Genomic DNA, 17,818 nt, shown 5'->3' with positions numbered 1-17,818 from the left:
GACTGTTATGCCATGCCATCCACCAGGTATGCAGCGCGCCCGTGTCCCTCATGCAGTGACAGGCCTGCCCGTCGCAGAGACCAAACAATATTCCGCCTGCCGCTCATAAGGAAATCAGACCATGATTATTGATGCAAACACTGTCGGCCATGGCAGCAGCCTGCAAGCCGACTTATGCATCATCGGCGCCGGCGCGGCAGGCATTACGCTGGCGCTTAGCCTGGCGCGCAGCGGTCTGGACATCATTCTGCTGGAAAGCGGCAATGAAACCAGCGACCCGGCCACCCAGGCCCTCTACGCAGGCACAGTCGCCGACACGCGGCTGCATAGCCCGCCAGACGCATACCGGGTACGGCAGCTGGGCGGTTCAACCACGCTTTGGGGCGGCCGCTGCATGCCGATGGATCCCATCGACTTCGAAGCGCGGGACTATATCCCCCATAGCGGCTGGCCGATTTCATACGACACGCTATTGCCGTACTACGAACGTGCCAACCGCTGGTGTGAAGCCGGTGCCTTCCGCTATACCGCTGACGAAGCCTTCGAACATGGAATGAAGCCCATGATCGGCGGTTTTGAAAGCCAGGTCTTTTCCTCGGATACGCTGGAACGTTTCAGTTGCCCGACAAACTTCGGCCAACGCTACCGCCAACGTCTTGCCCAAGCTTCTTTGCGCTTGCTCACACAGGCCAACTTCTGTCGTTTTACCGGGCAAAACTCAGACGGCACGGTCGGTAAAGCCATCGTGCGTACGCTCAAAGGCGGGGAGTTCTCCATCCAGGCCCGCCGTTATGTCCTGGCGACCGGCGGCCTGGAAACCGCCCGTCTGCTCCTCGCGACCCCTGGTTCGAGCGGCCGCGGGCTGGGCAATGCCCAGGATGTCGTCGGCCGCTACTATATGTGTCACCTGGCTGGCACCATAGGCACATTGGATGTGTCGGCCGCCAACTCGGTCTATCACGGCTATCAACGCTCGGCCGAAGGGATTTATTGCCGCCAGCGGCTGGCGCTATCTGCTGCGGCACAACACCAATACCAGCTTGGCAATTTCATTGCCCGCCTGCATCACCCCCGGATTACGGACCCAGGCCATGGCATAGGCATTCTATCGCTGCTCTATCTGGCACGCCCTGCCATCCCCTATGAATACGCCAAACGCCTGTATGACGATACGCCTCGCAGCATGGCCCAGTGGCGTGCCCATCTAGGCAATGTCCTGACGGATATTCCCGGCACCGCCTCTTTCCTGTCGAACTGGCTGTGGCGCCGCACCCTGGCCGACCGGAAATTCCCATCCATTATCGTCACCCCAAAAAATCACCGCTACAGCCTGGATTTCCACGCCGAACAGGTTCCCAACCCCGAGAGCCGCATTACCCTGGGCAGCACGGTTGATGCGCTGGACATGCCGCGTATTCATATCGACTGGCGTTATACCCCTGAGGATGTCGCCACCGTACAGACATCATTGGCGCTATTGGCGCAGGAACTGCAAGCCGCCGGCGTAGGAAATTTCACGTATGACCCCGCCGAGGTCGAAACAGAAATGACCCGGTATGGCGCCTATGGCGGGCACCATATCGGAACCGCCCGTATGGGTCACGACCCTGCCACCAGTGTGGTCGATGCCGACTGCCGGCTGCATGAGGCCAGCAATCTGTTTCTGGCCGGTGCCGCCGTATTCCCTACATCCAGCCAGGCCAATCCGACGCTCACCATCGTCGCCATGGCCTTGCGCCTGGCTGACCGCTTGCAAGCCGAATTGGCGCCGCTTCCCCTGGCCTCCGGCCAGGAAGCCCAAGCCGCAGTGAACGCAGGAGAAGCCTAATGGCTTTGCAGATCGTGGTATTGGGCGCCAGCGGCTATCTTGGCCGTCACCTCATTGACAGGCTGAGAGCCTGCCCAGACTGGAACATCGTGGGGGTCAGCCGCCACAAGCCTGCCGATTGGCCTGCTGACGTAGCATTTCAGGTCGCGGACGCCACGGAACCGCAGGCGCTGGAAGCCCTGCTGGCCCAGGCAGATGCAGTAATAAACGGCATCTCCGGCTCCCCGGCCATCATCGCGGCATCAGCCCGCGCCCTGGCCAGCGCGTTGCTGCGCGCCTCCCGGCCTGCCGGCAGCGCGCCGATACGCCTCATCCATATGAGTTCCATGAGTGTTTACGGAAATGTCCAGGGTGATATCAACGAAGCGCAGCCCCTGATCCCGCCCGGTGAAACCGATTACGCCAGCGCCAAATCCCTGGCCGAGACCCTGTTGAGCGCACACGCCAACAGTATTCTGCTACGGCCTGGCTGCATCTATGGCTATCAAAGCCCGCAATGGACTTTACGCCCATTGCAACTGCTGCGCGCCGGCCGTTTGGGTGACCTGGGCGAGAATGGCGATGGCTATAGCAACCTGGTCCATGTCGATGATGTCCTGGACGCGATTTGCGCCGCCTTGCGCGCCCCCGCAAATGTCGGATCGCAGGCTTACAATCTCGCCATGCCCGACGCGCCGCGCTGGAATATCTATTTTGAGCGCCTGGCGCTGGCTGCCGGTGCCGTTCCTGTACGGCGCATCAGCCGGCGCCAGTACGCACTGGAAACACGCGTGCTGGCGCCGCTTCTGTTCATTGCCAGCAAGCTGGGCCGGAAAGTCGGTTTGCGGCATTTGCCGCCGCCAATATCACCATCGTTGGCTGCCTTATGGCGGCAGGATATACGGCTGGACTCGGGCAAGGCCACGCTCGCCTGGCAGATGCAATGGCGTTCGCTCGATGCAGGTATTGCAGACTGCGTCCCACAAGCGCCTGCCACTGCATAGAACACATCCGTAATTGACAACACCCTGACCCCATCAAGTCAGGCAGGATTATCGAGGTCAGCAATGAAGTTCTCCATCACCCGTTTGATCCGGCTGTCACTGACGCTGGCAACTTGCCTGGGCCTTCTGATACCCGCGGCCCAGGCGCAGCAACGCGCGGATGCCGGGCCGCTGGGCAGTCAGGATGCTCCCGCTGCCGTCGCCGCCCCCAGCGGAGTGGTCAGCGAGGTCGGCCCCGGCGATACGATCCGCGTCACGGTATTTGGCCAGCCCGATCTTTCAGCGGAAGTGACCCTCGATGCCGAAGGCAATATCACGCTGCCGCTGATCGGGGCGCTCCACATTGCCAATATGACGCCTGCCGCCATTAGCCGTGACGTGGAAAAACGCTTGCAGCAGGGCGGTTTCGTGCTGCGCCCGCAAGTGATCGTCACGGTTCTGGCAATACGCAGCCGTGTCGTTTCCCTGCTGGGCGAAGTCGTGCGCCCGGGACGCTATCCCATAGAACAAGGACTGACGCTACTGGAACTGATGGCCCAGGCGGGTGGCACCCGCGAAGGCGCGGCGGATCATGCCTTGCTCTTACGCCAGCGGCCCGATCAATCGTCAGCCGAACGCCTGCAGCGCAAGATCGGCAATCTGCAATCTCCGGCCCAGCTGGACACCGTGCAAAACGAGGTGCTGCACGCCGGGGACATCATCATCGTCCCGCCAGCCCCGCGGTTTTTCATTTATGGGCAGGTCACCAATTCCGGCGCCTATCCAATGGAAGAAAATCTTGATGTCATGCGCGCCTTATCGTTGGCAGGCGGCCTGACGCCACGCGCCTCCGAAAGCCGGATAGATATTGTCCGCGCTATTCCGGACACTGAAGAAAAAGAAACTTTTCGCGCCAACCTGGACTCACCCGTCCGCCCCGGTGATGTGATTCACGTCCATGAACGTTTCTTCTAATCCTGCCGCTGCGGCAGGAACACCCGTTCCTCCCGCAGCGCGTATCCGCTTTATCGACGTTACGCGCGGCATCAGCATTCTGCTGGTGGTGTTCGGCCATAGCCATCTGCGGCAATATTTGCCATGGCTCGATAATCTGGTGCATCAATTCCGGGTGCCCCTGTTTGTCTTTCTGGCCGGGCTATTTGCCAGCAGCAGCCAGCCCTGGTGGACTTTCCTCCGCCGTAAATCGCGTGCCTTGCTGAGCCCGTACTTCTTTACGCTGGGCGGCATGTTCGCGCTGGCCTTGCTGTTCTCCCCGCAAGCCGTCGGGCCAAGACTGGCAGGCATTTTCTGGGGGACAGGCCAAACGCTGGACATCCCGCCCATGTGGTTTCTGCCCCATCTCTGGCTGTTGTACGGCCTGGCCTACTGGATTCTGAAATACACGCCCTGGCGCACCTGGCGCGGCGTGGTCTGCGCGCTCGCGCTGCTGGCGGTGACCCCTGCTGTTTTCAATGTCACAGCCGATCTGCATGTCATCACAACCACGGATGGCCGCATGTCGCGCGGCTTGCCCTTCAGCCTGGATCTGCTGCCCGTCACACTGGTGTTCTTCCTGCTGGGCAACGCCTGCCGGCAGGCTGTCATGGCATTCCGAGTCGCGCACTGGTGGTGGCCTGCGCTGGCAATCGGCGTGTTGCTGATCTCCGTACAGCTATTTGGCTCACAAGTAGACTTGAATGAACGTGTCTTCACGCCAGTCCTCGTTGCCGCTATGGCGGCAACGGCAGGCATTTATCTCATGCTGGCATGTGCCCACACCCTCAATCACTGGCCATGGACCAGCCGCTTCCTGACCTATTGCGGCACCAATAGCCTGTTCATTCTGATTTTCCATGCGCCAATAGAAATGAAAATCCACGGATTGCTGACCCGGCTGCTGCCTGTCCACGATCTGGCGCTCGCGCTGCTTGCCATCCTGGCTGGCATTCTCGGCTCTTTGCTATTGCGCAATATCATCGTCCGCATTCCATTACTGTCCTGGTTCTATCCCAGCACGATAGCCCGCCGCGCCCAAGGTTCCTGATGCATCCGATCTCTTTGACTGCCCAGCCTGCCGCTGGCCACGGTTCCCTCTGCACCGCCGAGGAACACTAAAAAATGCAAGAAATCCGAGGACTTACCGGGCTGAGGGGCATTGCAGCGCTGATTGTGCTGTGGGCCCATGTCAAGGAACATCTGCTCGCCATCAATACCGCGCTGGAGCCCTCGGCGCTGATTGACCGGATGTTTTTCAACGGCGGCCGCCAAGTCGATATCTTTTTTGTGCTCAGCGGATTTGTCATGACGCTGGTGTATCAGCGCTGGTTTCAGGAAACCGTCACGCTGAAAAGCTACGCGACGTTCATGCAACGCCGTATGGCGCGTATCTATCCGCTGCACCTTTTCATGCTGCTCGCCATTTTGTGCTCGTTATGGCTGGCCAGCCGCTGGGGAATTTCACTCAACAACGGGGCCGAACGGTTCAGCCCGGATGCCTTGCTGTCACATGTCTTGCTGATTCATGCATGGGACTTCATTTTGCCCGGATCCAACATCTGGAATCCGCCCTCATGGTCCGTGAGTATCGAGTTCCTGGCCTATCTGTTTTTCCCTGGCGTCATCTGGCTCTTTCACCGTTGGTCGCAACGCAGCGCCATCGGCATTATCCTTTTGTGCCTGGCCGCCGGCTTTACCGCCAATGCCTGGACGCACTGGGGTCTCATCGGCTGGCCTGCCATCGCGCGCGGCCTGCCTGAGTTTGCCCTTGGCTGCGCAGTCGCTTTTGTGATCCAGGGCAAGCTCTCTCTCTGGCTGCAAACACGTCGCGGCAGTGTAGTTGCGGCTGCCATCCTACTTATTACCTATGCCCTGGTACCGGACACCGGTTTTATCATTGCCGTTGCCTGCGCCCCCTTGCTGCTGACCTTGTGCGGCAAAAATCCCGTCAGTTGGCTCCTGGGAACCCGGCCTATCTATTTTCTCGGTGAAATTTCCTATTCCGTCTATCTCGGTCATTTCCTGTTTTCTTCTGCCGCCTATCGGTTCATCAGCCCGACCTGGATGGCGCAATCCTTCACCCAAGCAATCATTGGTGGCCTGCTGCTGACTCTGTTTGTGGTGGTCTGTTCGACCATCACCTATTATCTTGTCGAACAGCCGGCACGACGCTGGTTTGGCGGCCGTCGCAAGAAACCAGCAGCCTCGCAGTCCACGCAAACGAATTAAACCCTCACGGGTCAGTAGAGTAGAGCGAATTCAGATGAAAATTGCGATCGTCGGCTGCGGTTTTGTCGCAGACAACTATATGGCCACCCTGCAGGCCCACCCCACACTGGAAGTGGTTGCTGCCATGGATATCGTGCCTGCGCATGCCCAGCGTTGGCATAAGCAATGGCAAATTCCCATCTTCACCGATGCTGCCGCGCTGTTGGCGGGGGCCGAGTTCGATATGGTCCTGAACCTGACCAATCCAGCGTCGCATTACGAGGTGTCCCGGCAGTTCCTGCTGGCTGGCAAGCATGTGTATTCCGAAAAGCCTATGGCCATGAAGCTTGAGCATGCCAAGGCGCTGGTCGCTCTGGCGGAGCAGCAAGGCTTATCCTTCACTTCCGCCCCCTGCAACCATCTTGCCGAAGCGGCTCAAGCCATGGCTCAAGCCTTGCAGAACGGCGCCATTGGCCAGCCGCGCCTGACCTACGCTGAAATGGACGATAACTTTCTGGCGCTGGCCCCGTACCGCAATTGGCGCAGCCTGTCAGGCGCGCCATGGCCGTACGAAGACGAGTTTGAAGTTGGCTGCACGCTGGAACATGCTGGCTATAACCTGACCTGGTTATTGCTGTTTTTTGGGCCGGTCAAACGGGTCGTCGCTTTTTCTTCTCTTTGTCATCCTGGTAAACCCGTCGCCGCCAATGCGCAGGAAGCCGCTGATTTTTCCGTGGCCGTGCTCGAATTCCACAGTGGCATGGTGGCGCGCCTGACCTGCTCCATCGTCGCGCCTCACGACCATAGTTTCCGCATCATCGGCGACGAGGGCATTCTCTACGCGGAAGACTGCTGGTTCTATCGTGATCAGCCTTATTACCGTAAATACCTGCGTATTCGCAACCGTTTCATGCAGTCGCCGCTACGGCATCGTGTACCGCTGCGGGCCACCGGTCCCAAAACCAAGCGCTGGGGCGCTGCCGCCATGGACTTTGCCCGCGGGCCGGCAGAAATGGCGCTTGCGATCGCTGAAAACCGTCCTTCCCGCGTCCCAGCAGACTTTGCCTTGCACTTTAACGAGGTCTCGCTGGCGATCCATCATATGCAAGCCGACCAGGCCGTCTATCTCATGACCACCACTTTCGATATGCCTGCCCCTGTGACAGCGCCGATTATCTAATGAGCCTTGTCTTCAGCCTCCTGATCCTCTGCCTGGCGTTCGTCCCCGCGCTGGCCTGCATCTACCTGGGCCTGCTGACCTTGCTTTCAGGCAAGCTGGACCGCCCTTTGCCAGCCAGCAGAACGTTGCGTTTCGATATCATCGTCCCGGCCCACCAGGAAGAAGCCGTCATTGCACGTACCGTCGCCAGCCTAAAAAAGCTGGACTGGCCGACGACGCATTACCGCATTATCGTGGTCGCGGACAACTGCACTGACGCGACCGCTGAACGTGCCCGTGCAGCGGGCGCCGAAGTGCTGATACGCCATCACGACACCCAGCGAGGCAAAGGGTATGCCTTGAAGTTCGCCTTTGCCCACAGTCAGGCTCAAGGGCTGGCCGATGCTGTCGTTCTGATAGATGCGGATGCGGTGGTCACCCCAAATCTGCTGGAAAGCTTTGCCGCCCGGATAGAACAAGGCGCCCAAGCCATGCAGGCGCGCTACGGTGTTCTGAATCTGACCGCATCCTGGCGTATCCGGCTCACAACCATTGCCTATGGCGCTTTCCATGATGTCCGTTCTCGCGCTCGTGAGCGCCTGGGCCTCTCCTGCGGGCTGCGCGGCAACGGAATGTGTCTGACGGCCCAGCTGCTTCAGCGGCAGCCGTGGAATGTGTTTTCGCTCACTGAAGATATTGAATATGGCCTGCAACTGGGCATGAATGGCATACGGGTCCACTATGTGGACGAGGCATCTGTCGATGCCGAGCTGCCTGAGAAAACCGATCATGCATCTACCCAACGGCAACGCTGGGAAGGAGGGCGGCTGACCCTGACCCGCCAGTACGCCTGGAAGCTGTTGCATCAGGGCATCACGCAACCCAGCAAAATTTGCCTGGAGTTAGCGCTGGACTTGCTGACACCGCCACTGGCGCAAATCGCGTTCCTGATTGTGGCAACCTTGGTCTTCAGCAGTATCGCCAGCCTTTTCTGGCCATTGCAATGGGGCATCTGGCTCTCTTTGGCAATGATCGCCGTCCTGGTGGCCTACGTCCTGCGTGGCTGGCGGCTATCCGGTCTTGGTTTGTCCGCGTTGCGGGACTTCTTGCATGTTCCCGCTTTTATCGCCTGGAAGCTCTACGCCAAAATCAAACACCGCCATAACCGGAGTTGGATTAAGACGCAGCGTAACGATGACACGCCAGAGGATCAGAACAAAGGCTGATCCTCGCTCTCCAGCCTGTCACGCAGCCTAGGCTTGCGCTGCGGCAGCCATCTGCTGCAAGGCAGGCTGCAAAGGCCGCCAATGCACGCCCAGCCATTGTTCCGCGCGGCTGGGGTCCAGGCGCAGGTCCTGGCGCCACAAACGCACGACCGATGGCGGCAGGCGCACCGGTTGTCCGCTGCCTGCCGCCTTGCGTTTGTTCAGCATTTCCAAGGCTTTCATCACACTGCCCGCCACATAGCAATCCAGCCACAGACGCGCAGCACTCACCCGCTTGAGCGGCGGCAAGCCCAGCGCTTGCGCATACATCGAGAAATAGGTGTTCCAGGTCGGCGCATCCCGCATCGCCAGATTGACCGGGCCCACGACCTCAGGATGGCGCAATCCTTGCAGGACGGCTGTGACGACATCATCCACATGAACCAGATTGCTTGGCGCCGCTCCCGCAGGCCCCAAATCCCCAATCCGCCCCTGCCGCAACAACTGGGCAATCATGCCGCTCCAGGCCCAGCCCCCCGGCCCGTAAACACATCCAGGACGCAACAACAATGCCTGTTTGATGGGGGCCAGAATGGATTCGCACTGGGCTTTGGCCTGAGAATATCCGCCCAGATCCCCGCGCAAGGGAGTTGTTTCAAGAATATCTCCCCGCACACTGCCATAGGCAGCCATGGAACTGAAATGAATCAGACGCACGGCAGGCCGGTCCATCAAGGCATCGCGCAGCGCCTGCGCGCTGCCCGTCATGGTCGCGGGCGCACCGGCAATGCAATTGATGACGGCCCCGACATCATTCAAGGCCGCAGCTAGCGCCTGCGGTTGCGTGGCGTCCAACTGGACCGTCGCAAAGCGTTCACTGACCTGAGGTCTCCGGCTGGCTGCAACCGGAGCAAGGTCTGGCGTCGCAGCCAGGGCATCCAGCAGATGCCTGCCAATAAAGCCATTTGCGCCCAACACCAGCACCTTCATATCCCTCTCCTTACTTATGCCCCGGAACGGGCAATGCCCCGCACAGCTCATTGCCACTAAACACGACTTCATGCCATGGCGAAGCCAGTGCTGGGCTCTGTTGCAAAGACAGTACCGCCTTTCCCGCAGTCACCCGCGCTGACGCCTCATCCAGCGGCGCCCGGCGCTGGCCTGCCCCATCCAATGGAAACACCTGCACCGCCGGTGCCGGCGCGTTCCGGGTCAAGCGGATAGGATCCGCGCCCAGCCAGGCAGGAGCATGGCCAACCCGTGGCGCGGAGGGTTCGGACAACGAATCAGGATCAGGCTCCAGCGTCCAGGAATAATCGCCCAACGGATGCGGTATCCAGTCTTTCGGCCGTGGAGGACGCGAACCCGGCTGTGTGCCTACCGTCGCGGTCCCCAGAGAAATCAGCCAGTGGCATGACCGGTCCCATGGCTGCCCATCCACAGTACTGGCCATGATGCTGAGATGGTGCGTACCCGGCTGCTGAAACGCCAATTGCGTATCGCCTTGCTTCACTTCGGCACGGCGCGTCATTCCAAACACAGCAAAGGCGCGCGGCGTATCAAGCCGGATCAAGCCATCCTGCCGGCTGACCGCAGGCGTCTTGGCATCGACTGCCGTCGCCACATCACTTCCCTCTGGCACGACCCCCATCCGCGTGCTCAGCACTGACTCTTCTGGCAAACGGTAGGCCTGTTGCACCTCGGCATACAAATTGTTCAGCGGCGCGGCAGCAGCAATCACAGCCTGGCGCGCGGCACTCAAGCCCAGGTAATGGATCGGCGCCAGCGGCGTCACCCAATCCTCACGGAACAATCTTGCGCTTTGGCCAACCAGCGCATATTTTCCCCAGTCGCCATGCAAGCCGAAACCGGATGGCGCATTACTGGTATCAAAAATATCGCCATACTCATAGAAGAACAAACCGTCCCAATCCTGCAAAGCGCCAAAGATTGCCAGCAAGGGGATCATTTCCGCTCCCTGGCGGCTTGGGTAAGGGTGGTTGTATTCGCTGATGACAAAAGGCTTATCCACATCGCGCATCAATGCCAGGCGATGCAAGCGCTCCATCCCTTTACCGCTCAATGCGGTATCCCAGATACGCCAGTCATGAATATTGGCAATGCCCTGGGGAAAGTGCGGATGATCCACATAGACGTGTTCGTCGATATAGTCCATCCCCTGTTGCGCCACCAGCCCCAGGATGCCGGCAAAACTCATCTGGGTTCCCCCGACAGGTACCCGTTGGCCTGCCGTCTGCTTGACCACTTTGGCGACTCTATCGAGATACCTGGCATCCATCTCAGCCAGAAACAGCAGAAAATCCGTTTCCGGCGTCGGCACAGGTGCCGCCAGCTGGCTCGCCAGCGTAGGGGACGTCCAGTTGCCAAAAGCATCCGTCATCCTGCGCTGCAAACGCGCGAACCAGCCACTGCCAACGGCCGCATCCGCCTGTGCCACCGGCAAGCCTATCTGCGCCGCCCCATGACGGGCGCAAGTGCCCCAGGTCTGGCACGCCTGAGTCAGCGACCCGTAGCGCTCCGTCAGCCACGTGCGCCAATCCTCTTCCAGCGCTGGCTTGGCTCTGGCCTGCAGCACATCTTCCCAAAGCCCGGGCGTCATCCAGGCATACAGCAAGGAGGATTCGTTATTGATTTCCACCATTGCCAGGGCGGGATTATCACGCAAGCCCAACGCGTCGATCAGTTGCTCGGCATAGCGCTCCTGCAGCTGAATCATTTCCTCGTCAAAAATCGCCATCGGATTCCCGATGGGGCGCCGCACTGCGGCCGCGTTAAACGGTTCCACCGCATCGACACCAGGGCGGAACTGATAACCGACCCGCAAATTCAAATTGGTGTAAATACCCTCGTCTGCCAGCACCTCGATAAAGTGCTTCAAACGCCGTATGGCTTCCGGATTCCAGCTGGGGTAGGGCCCTTTACCCAGCACGCTGAATGGCGGCTGCTGCTTATCGCTGGGCACGGTGTCCAGATGGTGCAAACGAACGGCATTGAATCCCAATTTCCGCAGACGCTGCGCGATACGCCGGGCATCCTCTGGCGGCGGGAAGTTCGCGGAAAAGCTCAGGTTGATTCCGTACAAACGCACGCGGGTGTCATCGGTGGTATTCGCCGTGTTATCCGGCCCCACCCGATAAAAATGCGCTCCCCGCACATAAATCATGTCGCTGGGCTGCAAGGCCTGATTCAGGCTGGACTGATCAGGCGCGCCGGCCAAGGCATCTTCATCGACAGAAAAGACATACGCCGCAGGAAATGCCGGCTCAGCACGCAAGGCGCCGGCACTGGCCGTCAGCAACCCGACCAACAGCACCGCCACCAGCGTCTTGGCCCGGCGTGTTGCCACACGCATGGCAGCAAAAAACTCTAAATCTCGCATCTCAGCCCTCAACAAATAATCTTTGCCTACTGGTACGGCCGCGCTTCAAAACCGCCATTCCGATGCCGCGCCAAAGAATTCGAGACAATCGCAATCGAGAAAATGAACAAGCAATTCTGAAAGGACAAACCATACAGCAGATGACTTTCCGAGAAATTACTAATCACCAGCATGACGAACACAGCCAAATGCAGCGCGGCTTCCTGCGCCGCATAACGGCTGAGATGAATCAATTTATAGACATGGCTGATACAAACCAGCACCAGCAGCGCAAACCCCACGATGCCCAGCTCATTCAGCATATCAAGAAAACCGTTATGCCCGTGCGATGGCATCCAGTACAGGAAATCCGCAATGAATTGCGCCGGTCCGTTCTCGCCGATCCAGAAGGCGCCGTAGCCGATCCCCAGCCACGGATGGGACTTGATCGCCTCAAACAACAAAGCCCAGATCTCGGTCCGCCCGGTCAGGTCATTTCCCTTCCCGACCGATGCGGTAACCGGGCCAGTCAGGGTCTTCCAGGACGGCAATTCGCCTGTCACCGTCATATAAAAATGCAAACCCAGCAGCACGCCAACACAACCGGCGCATACCAGCACCGCAGTCATGCGATATTGAAGGATCCTGGCCCGATAGACCATCAAGTAGATACCCAGGGCCAGCAGCAGTGTCAGTAATGATGTGCTGCTTTTCGTCATCACCAGGGTCACAAACCCCAACGCCGTCCCCAGCCATAGCCACGGCGAGATCCTGGCTTGGGTATACGCAGCATCAAACCAAAACAGCACCATCGCCGCGGCCGCTGCGCCCAAGGTATTTTTCTGCCACAAGATACCGTGCCAGGCGCCACCATGGATATCCAGACTTTGCCCATACTGGGGGGTCAAAATCGCCATCATGGCGGACAAGACAATCAGAATGCCCAGTGACACACGCAGCACCCGGCTGAAAAACGGGGTGCCGAACCCTGGCAACGTCAGCAACAACCCTATCAAGAGCCAGCCGCTGATCTGCACCACCCGTTTGGCTGTAATCAGCGGATAGGCAGACCAAAATACGCTGGCGGCACAACATAATAGAAACAGAGGCAACATCCAGCCTATCCGTTGCAAAGCCAGCCACACCGCCCTCTGATGGCGCCAGGCAACCAGGAATGCCAGCGCCAGGCATCCGCCATATACCAGCTGGTTGAGCATGGAGCCTTGCTGGCTATCGACGACGATTCGCTCACCGGTGTTGAATAAGCCATTCACCCGGATTTGCGAAAACGATAGAGACACCGCTGCAATTGTCGCGACAACCCAGCGTTCCCAATTCAGCCAGACCCTCGAACCCTTCGCATCAGAGCGCGCCATATTCACGGTTGTGATAGCCGATAACAGCGCTGAGCTTGCCAGCCTGTGATGAGGCTGTACATAGCCAACGCACACTTTTGATTCTAGACACCGGCAACAACAGCAAGGCAACAATCAAGGCAACGCCACCTTGCAGACAGGCCCTCGTCCCCAGCACTGTTTGCAAGCGGAAACGCTCCCAGCCCCGGCGCCGGTATGTCTGTGTCCGCATAAACACCTGCCCTCCCCAATAGGCGCGGCGCACGATCCAGGCGAGCCGCGTGCGGGCAGGCGGTACAAATTCCGATGCTGCGGCTTCGTTACACCACACCAATAACGCCCCCCGCGCCACCATATCCGTCATGAACATGACATCCTCACCGCCAGTCGCACCGAAATTCAGATCAAACGGCCCGGGTATCTGGAGCGCCAAGGCGCGACGGATCAATGTATTGCCGGAATATCCCTGATACGGCGCCAACGTATCGCCGGTCTGGTGCGCGCGCGGTTCGAAAAAACCGCCATGCTGCACCCAGGCAGGCGTGTCTTCATGAAACCGCGGGCAGACCGGCCCGACCACCACATCTGCGTTATAGGCCGACTGGGTGGCCAGCATGTGAGCCGTCCAGCCCGGCTCGGGCGACTCATCGTCATCAATAAACAACACGAACTCGCCAAGAGCCGCATGAATCGCTGCATTCCGTGCGGCTGAAATATTCGGCTTCGGCTGATGAATCGCACGCAATGCCACGGGAAAACGTGATTGCCAAGTCTGTACGACAGGCAGGCCAGCCCCTGCGGGGTCGTTATCCACCACCACAACTTCTGTCTGCGCCTGTTCAAGATCCAGCTTGGCAAGCTGTCCGAGCAGAATGTCCAGCAGAGCAGGGCGGCGAAAAGTGCAAATGCAGATACTCAGTTTCATCGTCTTTATCGAGGGGAATACTGCGCCCTGCCCATTAACCAGGGCCAGGCCAGCCACAGTTGCATCACAACCGTCGCCACTTCAACAATTATCAGCGCTATGACTGCGCCCGTCGTGCCATACCACATCAACATCAGCGGCAAACTGATCACCAGCACCACCAGCGCCAGCAAGGAAACCCCCAGCAGCTCACGATAGCGATCGGCGGCCATCAGAAAGGCCGTCCACAGCCAGTGCATGGCGTACCCCCAGAAGTAGAGCCCCCACAACAGCACCAAGGACTGCACGCCAGCATAATCCGGGCCCAGCACATATTTTTCCAGCAGCGGCAGCAAGAGGCAGACAAGCACCAGATAGCCCAAAGCCAATACCGTCAGGCCCACAGCCGAGCCCCCCAGTATCCGGCGCAGCCGTGCCGTATCCTGCGCCTGCAAGGTACGCGACAGTGTCGGCGCGCCAACCTTCGCCCAAGCAATGACACAGAGTGATACCGGCATCAACAATAGGCGGGAAGCATTCAACTCTGCCGAACCTGCCGCTCCCACCCACAAGGCCGTCATGTAGAGATAGCTGTAATTCACGACCCATGACATCAAGGCCCCTGGCAAAGCCCATTTTCCGCGCTGCCATAGTTGCGCCATCGGCTGCCGCAAATCCGGCATGGCATCGAGCCGCACCCGGCGCCGGCTGCATAACAACGCCACGCCATTTGCCAGCGACAACACCAGAAAGATGCCCGGCAAATGCAGCCATGCGCGCTGCCACGCCAGCACGGCCACGCCCAGCGCCAGCACGACACCATAGATGCCATCCACGATCAGCGCACGCTTGGGTTCCCCTTCGATATAACTCAAGCCGCGCTGATATTCCCGGCGCGAACTGCTCAAGAGATACAGCATAAAGCTCAAGGCAATCGGCACGATCTGCGCATCACCGGCCTGATGTGCCGCAACGCCATACGCGACGCCCCCTAACAGCGCCAGACCAACCGCCAGCCCCAGCTGCAAACGCGACAAACGCTGCAACAATGCCTGACGCGTCAGCGGCTCCAGCCCCGGCAATGCTGTCATCAATGGATGCGTCAACAACGCATCCACGACGGTCGTAATAAACAGGCCGCCGACAAACAGCTGTGAATACACCCCGTATTCATCTTTGGTCGCCAACCGGATCAACACTAGTCCGAGCACCAGGTTCAAGGCGCTTAGCCATGCCTGATCCAGACTCGATAACATGGAATGGGAGAGCAAGCCGGCCCGGCGCTTGGGCGCAGCGCTCTCATGCGCTGCATCAATCTCTGAGGGACGAGACATCAGTGTTTGCTCCGGCCCTTGCCTGACCGGGAAAACCAATCGCGCCACTTGAACCAGCGCTTCTTCAAGCGCGATTGATGGGCATCGCGAGCGCCATACACCACGCCCAGCAACGTTGCGTGGGCCGCCATCAACAACTCACGACATTGATTCAGTTGGCTTAGCGAAGTTTTATGCTGCCGCACCACCATGACACAGACATCTGTCTGAGCGGCAATCGCTTGCGCATCGGAAGACTCCAGCGCGGCAGGCGTATCTACGATCACCACATCGAATTCCTGGCCGACACTATGCAAAAAAGTCCTTAAGGCCGGCTCTTGCAAAAGTTCCAAGGGATTGGGCGGTTGCGGCCCGGCATCAATGACATGCAACAAAGGCAATCCCGTCAGTGGCTGGCTGCGTATATCCCGCGCGCGCCCGGCCAAAATACTGGACAACCCCGGTGTATCAGCCAGATCAGGCAAGGACTGCTGCCCGGATTCCCGCAAATTCGCATTCAGCAACAAAGTCCGGCGGCCCGTCTGGGCAAACGCCGCTGCCAGGCTGGTCGCCATATAAGTCTTGCCGGCGTGTATCGTCGGACTGGTGATGGCCACCGAAAACCGCTTGATATCACGCATGCGCAAAAGAATATTGGCCCGCACTTGCCGTACTGCCTCGGCCTCCGCGCCAAACGGGTCGCACAGCAAAGGCAATCGCCTGAGCAAGGGGTGGGCGCCGCGCGCCAAACCAGGAAAATGAAACTGGTCGGCCAGCGCCAATTGCACCTGTTCCGGCGTCAATAACCCCAGGGCGATGGCCGTTTCGCCAAAACGCATCCCGCTCTGCCGCTGTGCTTTAACAATATGTTCAATCTGCGCGGCGTCCAGCACCCCGGCGCGCAATAATTCCTCGCCCATCCGCGGCACGGTGGTGGTGCCTTGCGCACCTGCGGCTTCCGGTTCAGGCCACATGAATGAAACATTGAATGGCGAACGCGGCCCGCCCGCATCATCCTTGGCCAGGCCAGCATCGTCAGGCTGCCTATCTCCGCTCATGCTTGCCCTCCGGCGAATCAAACTGCGGATGCACCACACCCAGCAAGGTCATGCCATTTTGCGTCACATCCTCGGCACAACGAACACGGCGATTGAGCAACTCCAGCACCAGCGCCAGGCCAAACCCGGCAATCAGGCCAATCAGGATACTGATCAACAAGCTGCGCAGCACCTTGGGACTGGATGGTGCACGCGGCAACTCGGCCCGCTGGATAATCGAGGCATTCGCCAAATTCATATTACTGGCAATAAACAGACTGTCATATTTCTGCAGTGCAGTGCTATATACCTGCTCCGCGCTGCTTAGCTGGCGTTGATAGGCGGTGATCTGATCGCGCTGCTGCATCTGCGTCAACACGCGTTCCCGTTGCGCAGCGATATCTCGTGCCAAGGCACGCTCCTGGCCACCAAGCCGCTCCACGTCGCTCTCAAGCGTATCCAGCGCCGCCCGGGATTGCTGACTGATCCGGCGCACGAGCTGCGCCCGTTCCGCCAATAAGCCCCGCATCGTCGGATGATTATTGCCCAGCGACCCGCGCACATCCGCCAAGCGGTTATCAATCTGCGTCAAGGCCTCCAGCAGATTTTGCAGAATCGGCAGTTGATTCAACTGCGGCAGGTTCTCGGTCTTCACCCCGCTGCTTATCAGTTTCTGGATGGCCTCATTGCGCGCCATGGCTTCTGCCTTCTGTGCCTGAACCTGTGCCAGCGCAGTCACCATGCTGTTCAGCTGCAAGGTTTCCAGATTGCCATGATCCTGAGTATTCAGAATGCCGGTTTCCTGCTGATACTGCGTCAGCTTTTCCTGAATCAAATCTATCTCGGAACGCAACGCATCCAATTGCGCGTTGTACTGTTCGCGGCGTGCACGCGCTGCCGTCGATGACAAGCGCTCCGTAAATTCTATATAGGATTCAACAATCGCATTCGTGACATCACGCGCCCGCCCGGGCGAATCGCTGGAATAGGTAACCGTAATCACCCGGCTATCCCGGCCGCCTGTCACTTGAATCCGGCTGCGTATTGCTGTGGTGACAGCAGAAACCTCTGCGGTTGCGCCTGGCAGCGCGGCTGGAATCAATCCCAGTTTCTTTGCAGCCAAATCGACAACGGCAGCGCTGCTTAATAGATCCCGCTGCGTCAGCAAATAACCGTCATCAATCAATGGGGAAATTTTCTGGCCAGAAATCGGATCATCATCACGGTAATCTACAAATACCGAAGCGGAGGATGTCCAAACACGCGGCGCAGCCACTAACGCGATGCCCGTCAAAAGAAAGACGAGCACCGCAACCACGCCAATCAGGCGTGCGCGGGCAGAAAAAATGGCGAGTAACTGCCGCAGCGACACAAAATTACTTTCTGGCTGAGGCAGCGACGCCGCGTTAGGAACACCATCCATGCTTCTCGCTTATCCAGATATGACGCCACGATGCGTCGCGCTCAAGGGT

General features: G+C 59.0%; 14 protein-coding genes. 7 read left to right on the top strand and 7 right to left on the bottom strand.

Annotated features, from left to right (window positions below):
• Positions 1 to 121 precede the first annotated feature (121 nt).
• From ACTJGZ_RS08460 to ACTJGZ_RS08430, 7 genes are all read left to right on the top strand, one after another.
• Positions 122 to 1,828: an FAD-dependent oxidoreductase gene (locus ACTJGZ_RS08460; protein ID WP_441662497.1), complete on the top strand. Its 1,707-nt coding sequence runs from the start codon at positions 122 to 124 to the stop codon at positions 1,826 to 1,828.
• On the top strand, positions 1,828 to 2,811 hold the full coding sequence (locus ACTJGZ_RS08455; protein WP_441662496.1) for an NAD-dependent epimerase/dehydratase family protein: 984 nt from the start codon (positions 1,828 to 1,830) through the stop codon (positions 2,809 to 2,811). Before ACTJGZ_RS08460 ends, ACTJGZ_RS08455 begins: the two co-directional genes overlap by 1 nt.
• Before the next feature lie 63 nt (positions 2,812 to 2,874).
• The gene (locus ACTJGZ_RS08450; protein ID WP_441662495.1) at positions 2,875 to 3,765 is read left to right on the top strand and encodes a polysaccharide biosynthesis/export family protein; all 891 of its coding nucleotides are present in this window, start codon (positions 2,875 to 2,877) and stop codon (positions 3,763 to 3,765) included.
• Positions 3,749 to 4,834 (top strand): acyltransferase family protein, encoded by a 1,086-nt coding sequence (locus ACTJGZ_RS08445; RefSeq protein WP_441662494.1) that lies wholly within the window; start codon positions 3,749 to 3,751, stop codon positions 4,832 to 4,834. The genes ACTJGZ_RS08450 and ACTJGZ_RS08445 overlap by 17 nt, the downstream gene beginning before the upstream one ends.
• Before the next feature lie 74 nt (positions 4,835 to 4,908).
• The gene (locus ACTJGZ_RS08440; protein WP_441662493.1) at positions 4,909 to 6,015 is read left to right on the top strand and encodes an acyltransferase family protein; all 1,107 of its coding nucleotides are present in this window, start codon (positions 4,909 to 4,911) and stop codon (positions 6,013 to 6,015) included.
• Positions 6,016 to 6,049: 34 nt separating this feature from the next.
• Positions 6,050 to 7,174 (top strand): Gfo/Idh/MocA family protein, encoded by a 1,125-nt coding sequence (locus ACTJGZ_RS08435; RefSeq protein ID WP_441662492.1) that lies wholly within the window; start codon positions 6,050 to 6,052, stop codon positions 7,172 to 7,174.
• Complete coding sequence (locus tag ACTJGZ_RS08430) at positions 7,174 to 8,379, top strand: glycosyltransferase family 2 protein (protein WP_441662491.1); 1,206 nt, start codon at positions 7,174 to 7,176, stop codon at positions 8,377 to 8,379. Before ACTJGZ_RS08435 ends, ACTJGZ_RS08430 begins: the two co-directional genes overlap by 1 nt.
• A gap of 27 nt (positions 8,380 to 8,406) precedes the next feature.
• On the opposite strand, the gene ACTJGZ_RS08425 is transcribed toward ACTJGZ_RS08430, so the two are convergent.
• Genes ACTJGZ_RS08425 through ACTJGZ_RS08395 form a run of 7 tightly spaced genes read right to left on the bottom strand, consistent with a single transcriptional unit; the run spans position 8,407 to position 17,769 of the window.
• Positions 8,407 to 9,348, bottom strand: a complete 942-nt coding sequence (locus tag ACTJGZ_RS08425; RefSeq protein ID WP_441662490.1) for an NAD-dependent epimerase/dehydratase family protein — start codon at positions 9,346 to 9,348, stop codon at positions 8,407 to 8,409.
• Between the two features lie 10 nt (positions 9,349 to 9,358).
• Positions 9,359 to 11,758 (bottom strand): capsular biosynthesis protein, encoded by a 2,400-nt coding sequence (locus tag ACTJGZ_RS08420; RefSeq protein WP_441662489.1) that lies wholly within the window; start codon positions 11,756 to 11,758, stop codon positions 9,359 to 9,361.
• Between the two features lie 26 nt (positions 11,759 to 11,784).
• On the bottom strand, positions 11,785 to 13,113 hold the full coding sequence (locus tag ACTJGZ_RS08415; RefSeq protein WP_441662488.1) for an O-antigen ligase family protein: 1,329 nt from the start codon (positions 13,111 to 13,113) through the stop codon (positions 11,785 to 11,787).
• Positions 13,100 to 14,017: a glycosyltransferase family 2 protein gene (locus ACTJGZ_RS08410; RefSeq protein ID WP_441662487.1), complete on the bottom strand. Its 918-nt coding sequence runs from the start codon at positions 14,015 to 14,017 to the stop codon at positions 13,100 to 13,102. Before ACTJGZ_RS08410 ends, ACTJGZ_RS08415 begins: the two co-directional genes overlap by 14 nt.
• 5 nt (positions 14,018 to 14,022) lie before the next feature.
• A complete protein-coding gene (locus tag ACTJGZ_RS08405) occupies positions 14,023 to 15,330 on the bottom strand; it encodes a lipopolysaccharide biosynthesis protein (protein WP_441662486.1) in 1,308 nt (435 codons plus the stop codon).
• Positions 15,330 to 16,367: a polysaccharide biosynthesis tyrosine autokinase gene (locus ACTJGZ_RS08400; protein WP_441662485.1), complete on the bottom strand. Its 1,038-nt coding sequence runs from the start codon at positions 16,365 to 16,367 to the stop codon at positions 15,330 to 15,332. Before ACTJGZ_RS08400 ends, ACTJGZ_RS08405 begins: the two co-directional genes overlap by 1 nt.
• Positions 16,354 to 17,769, bottom strand: a complete 1,416-nt coding sequence (locus tag ACTJGZ_RS08395; RefSeq protein ID WP_441662484.1) for a GumC family protein — start codon at positions 17,767 to 17,769, stop codon at positions 16,354 to 16,356. Before ACTJGZ_RS08395 ends, ACTJGZ_RS08400 begins: the two co-directional genes overlap by 14 nt.
• Positions 17,770 to 17,818 lie beyond the last annotated feature (49 nt).

Origin of the sequence: Kerstersia sp., from assembly GCF_052103615.1 — a bacterium.
Lineage (GTDB): Bacteria > Pseudomonadota > Gammaproteobacteria > Burkholderiales > Burkholderiaceae_B > Kerstersia.
The sequence above is the reverse complement of the archived record's forward strand: the minus strand, read 5'-3'. Positions and strand labels throughout refer to the sequence as shown.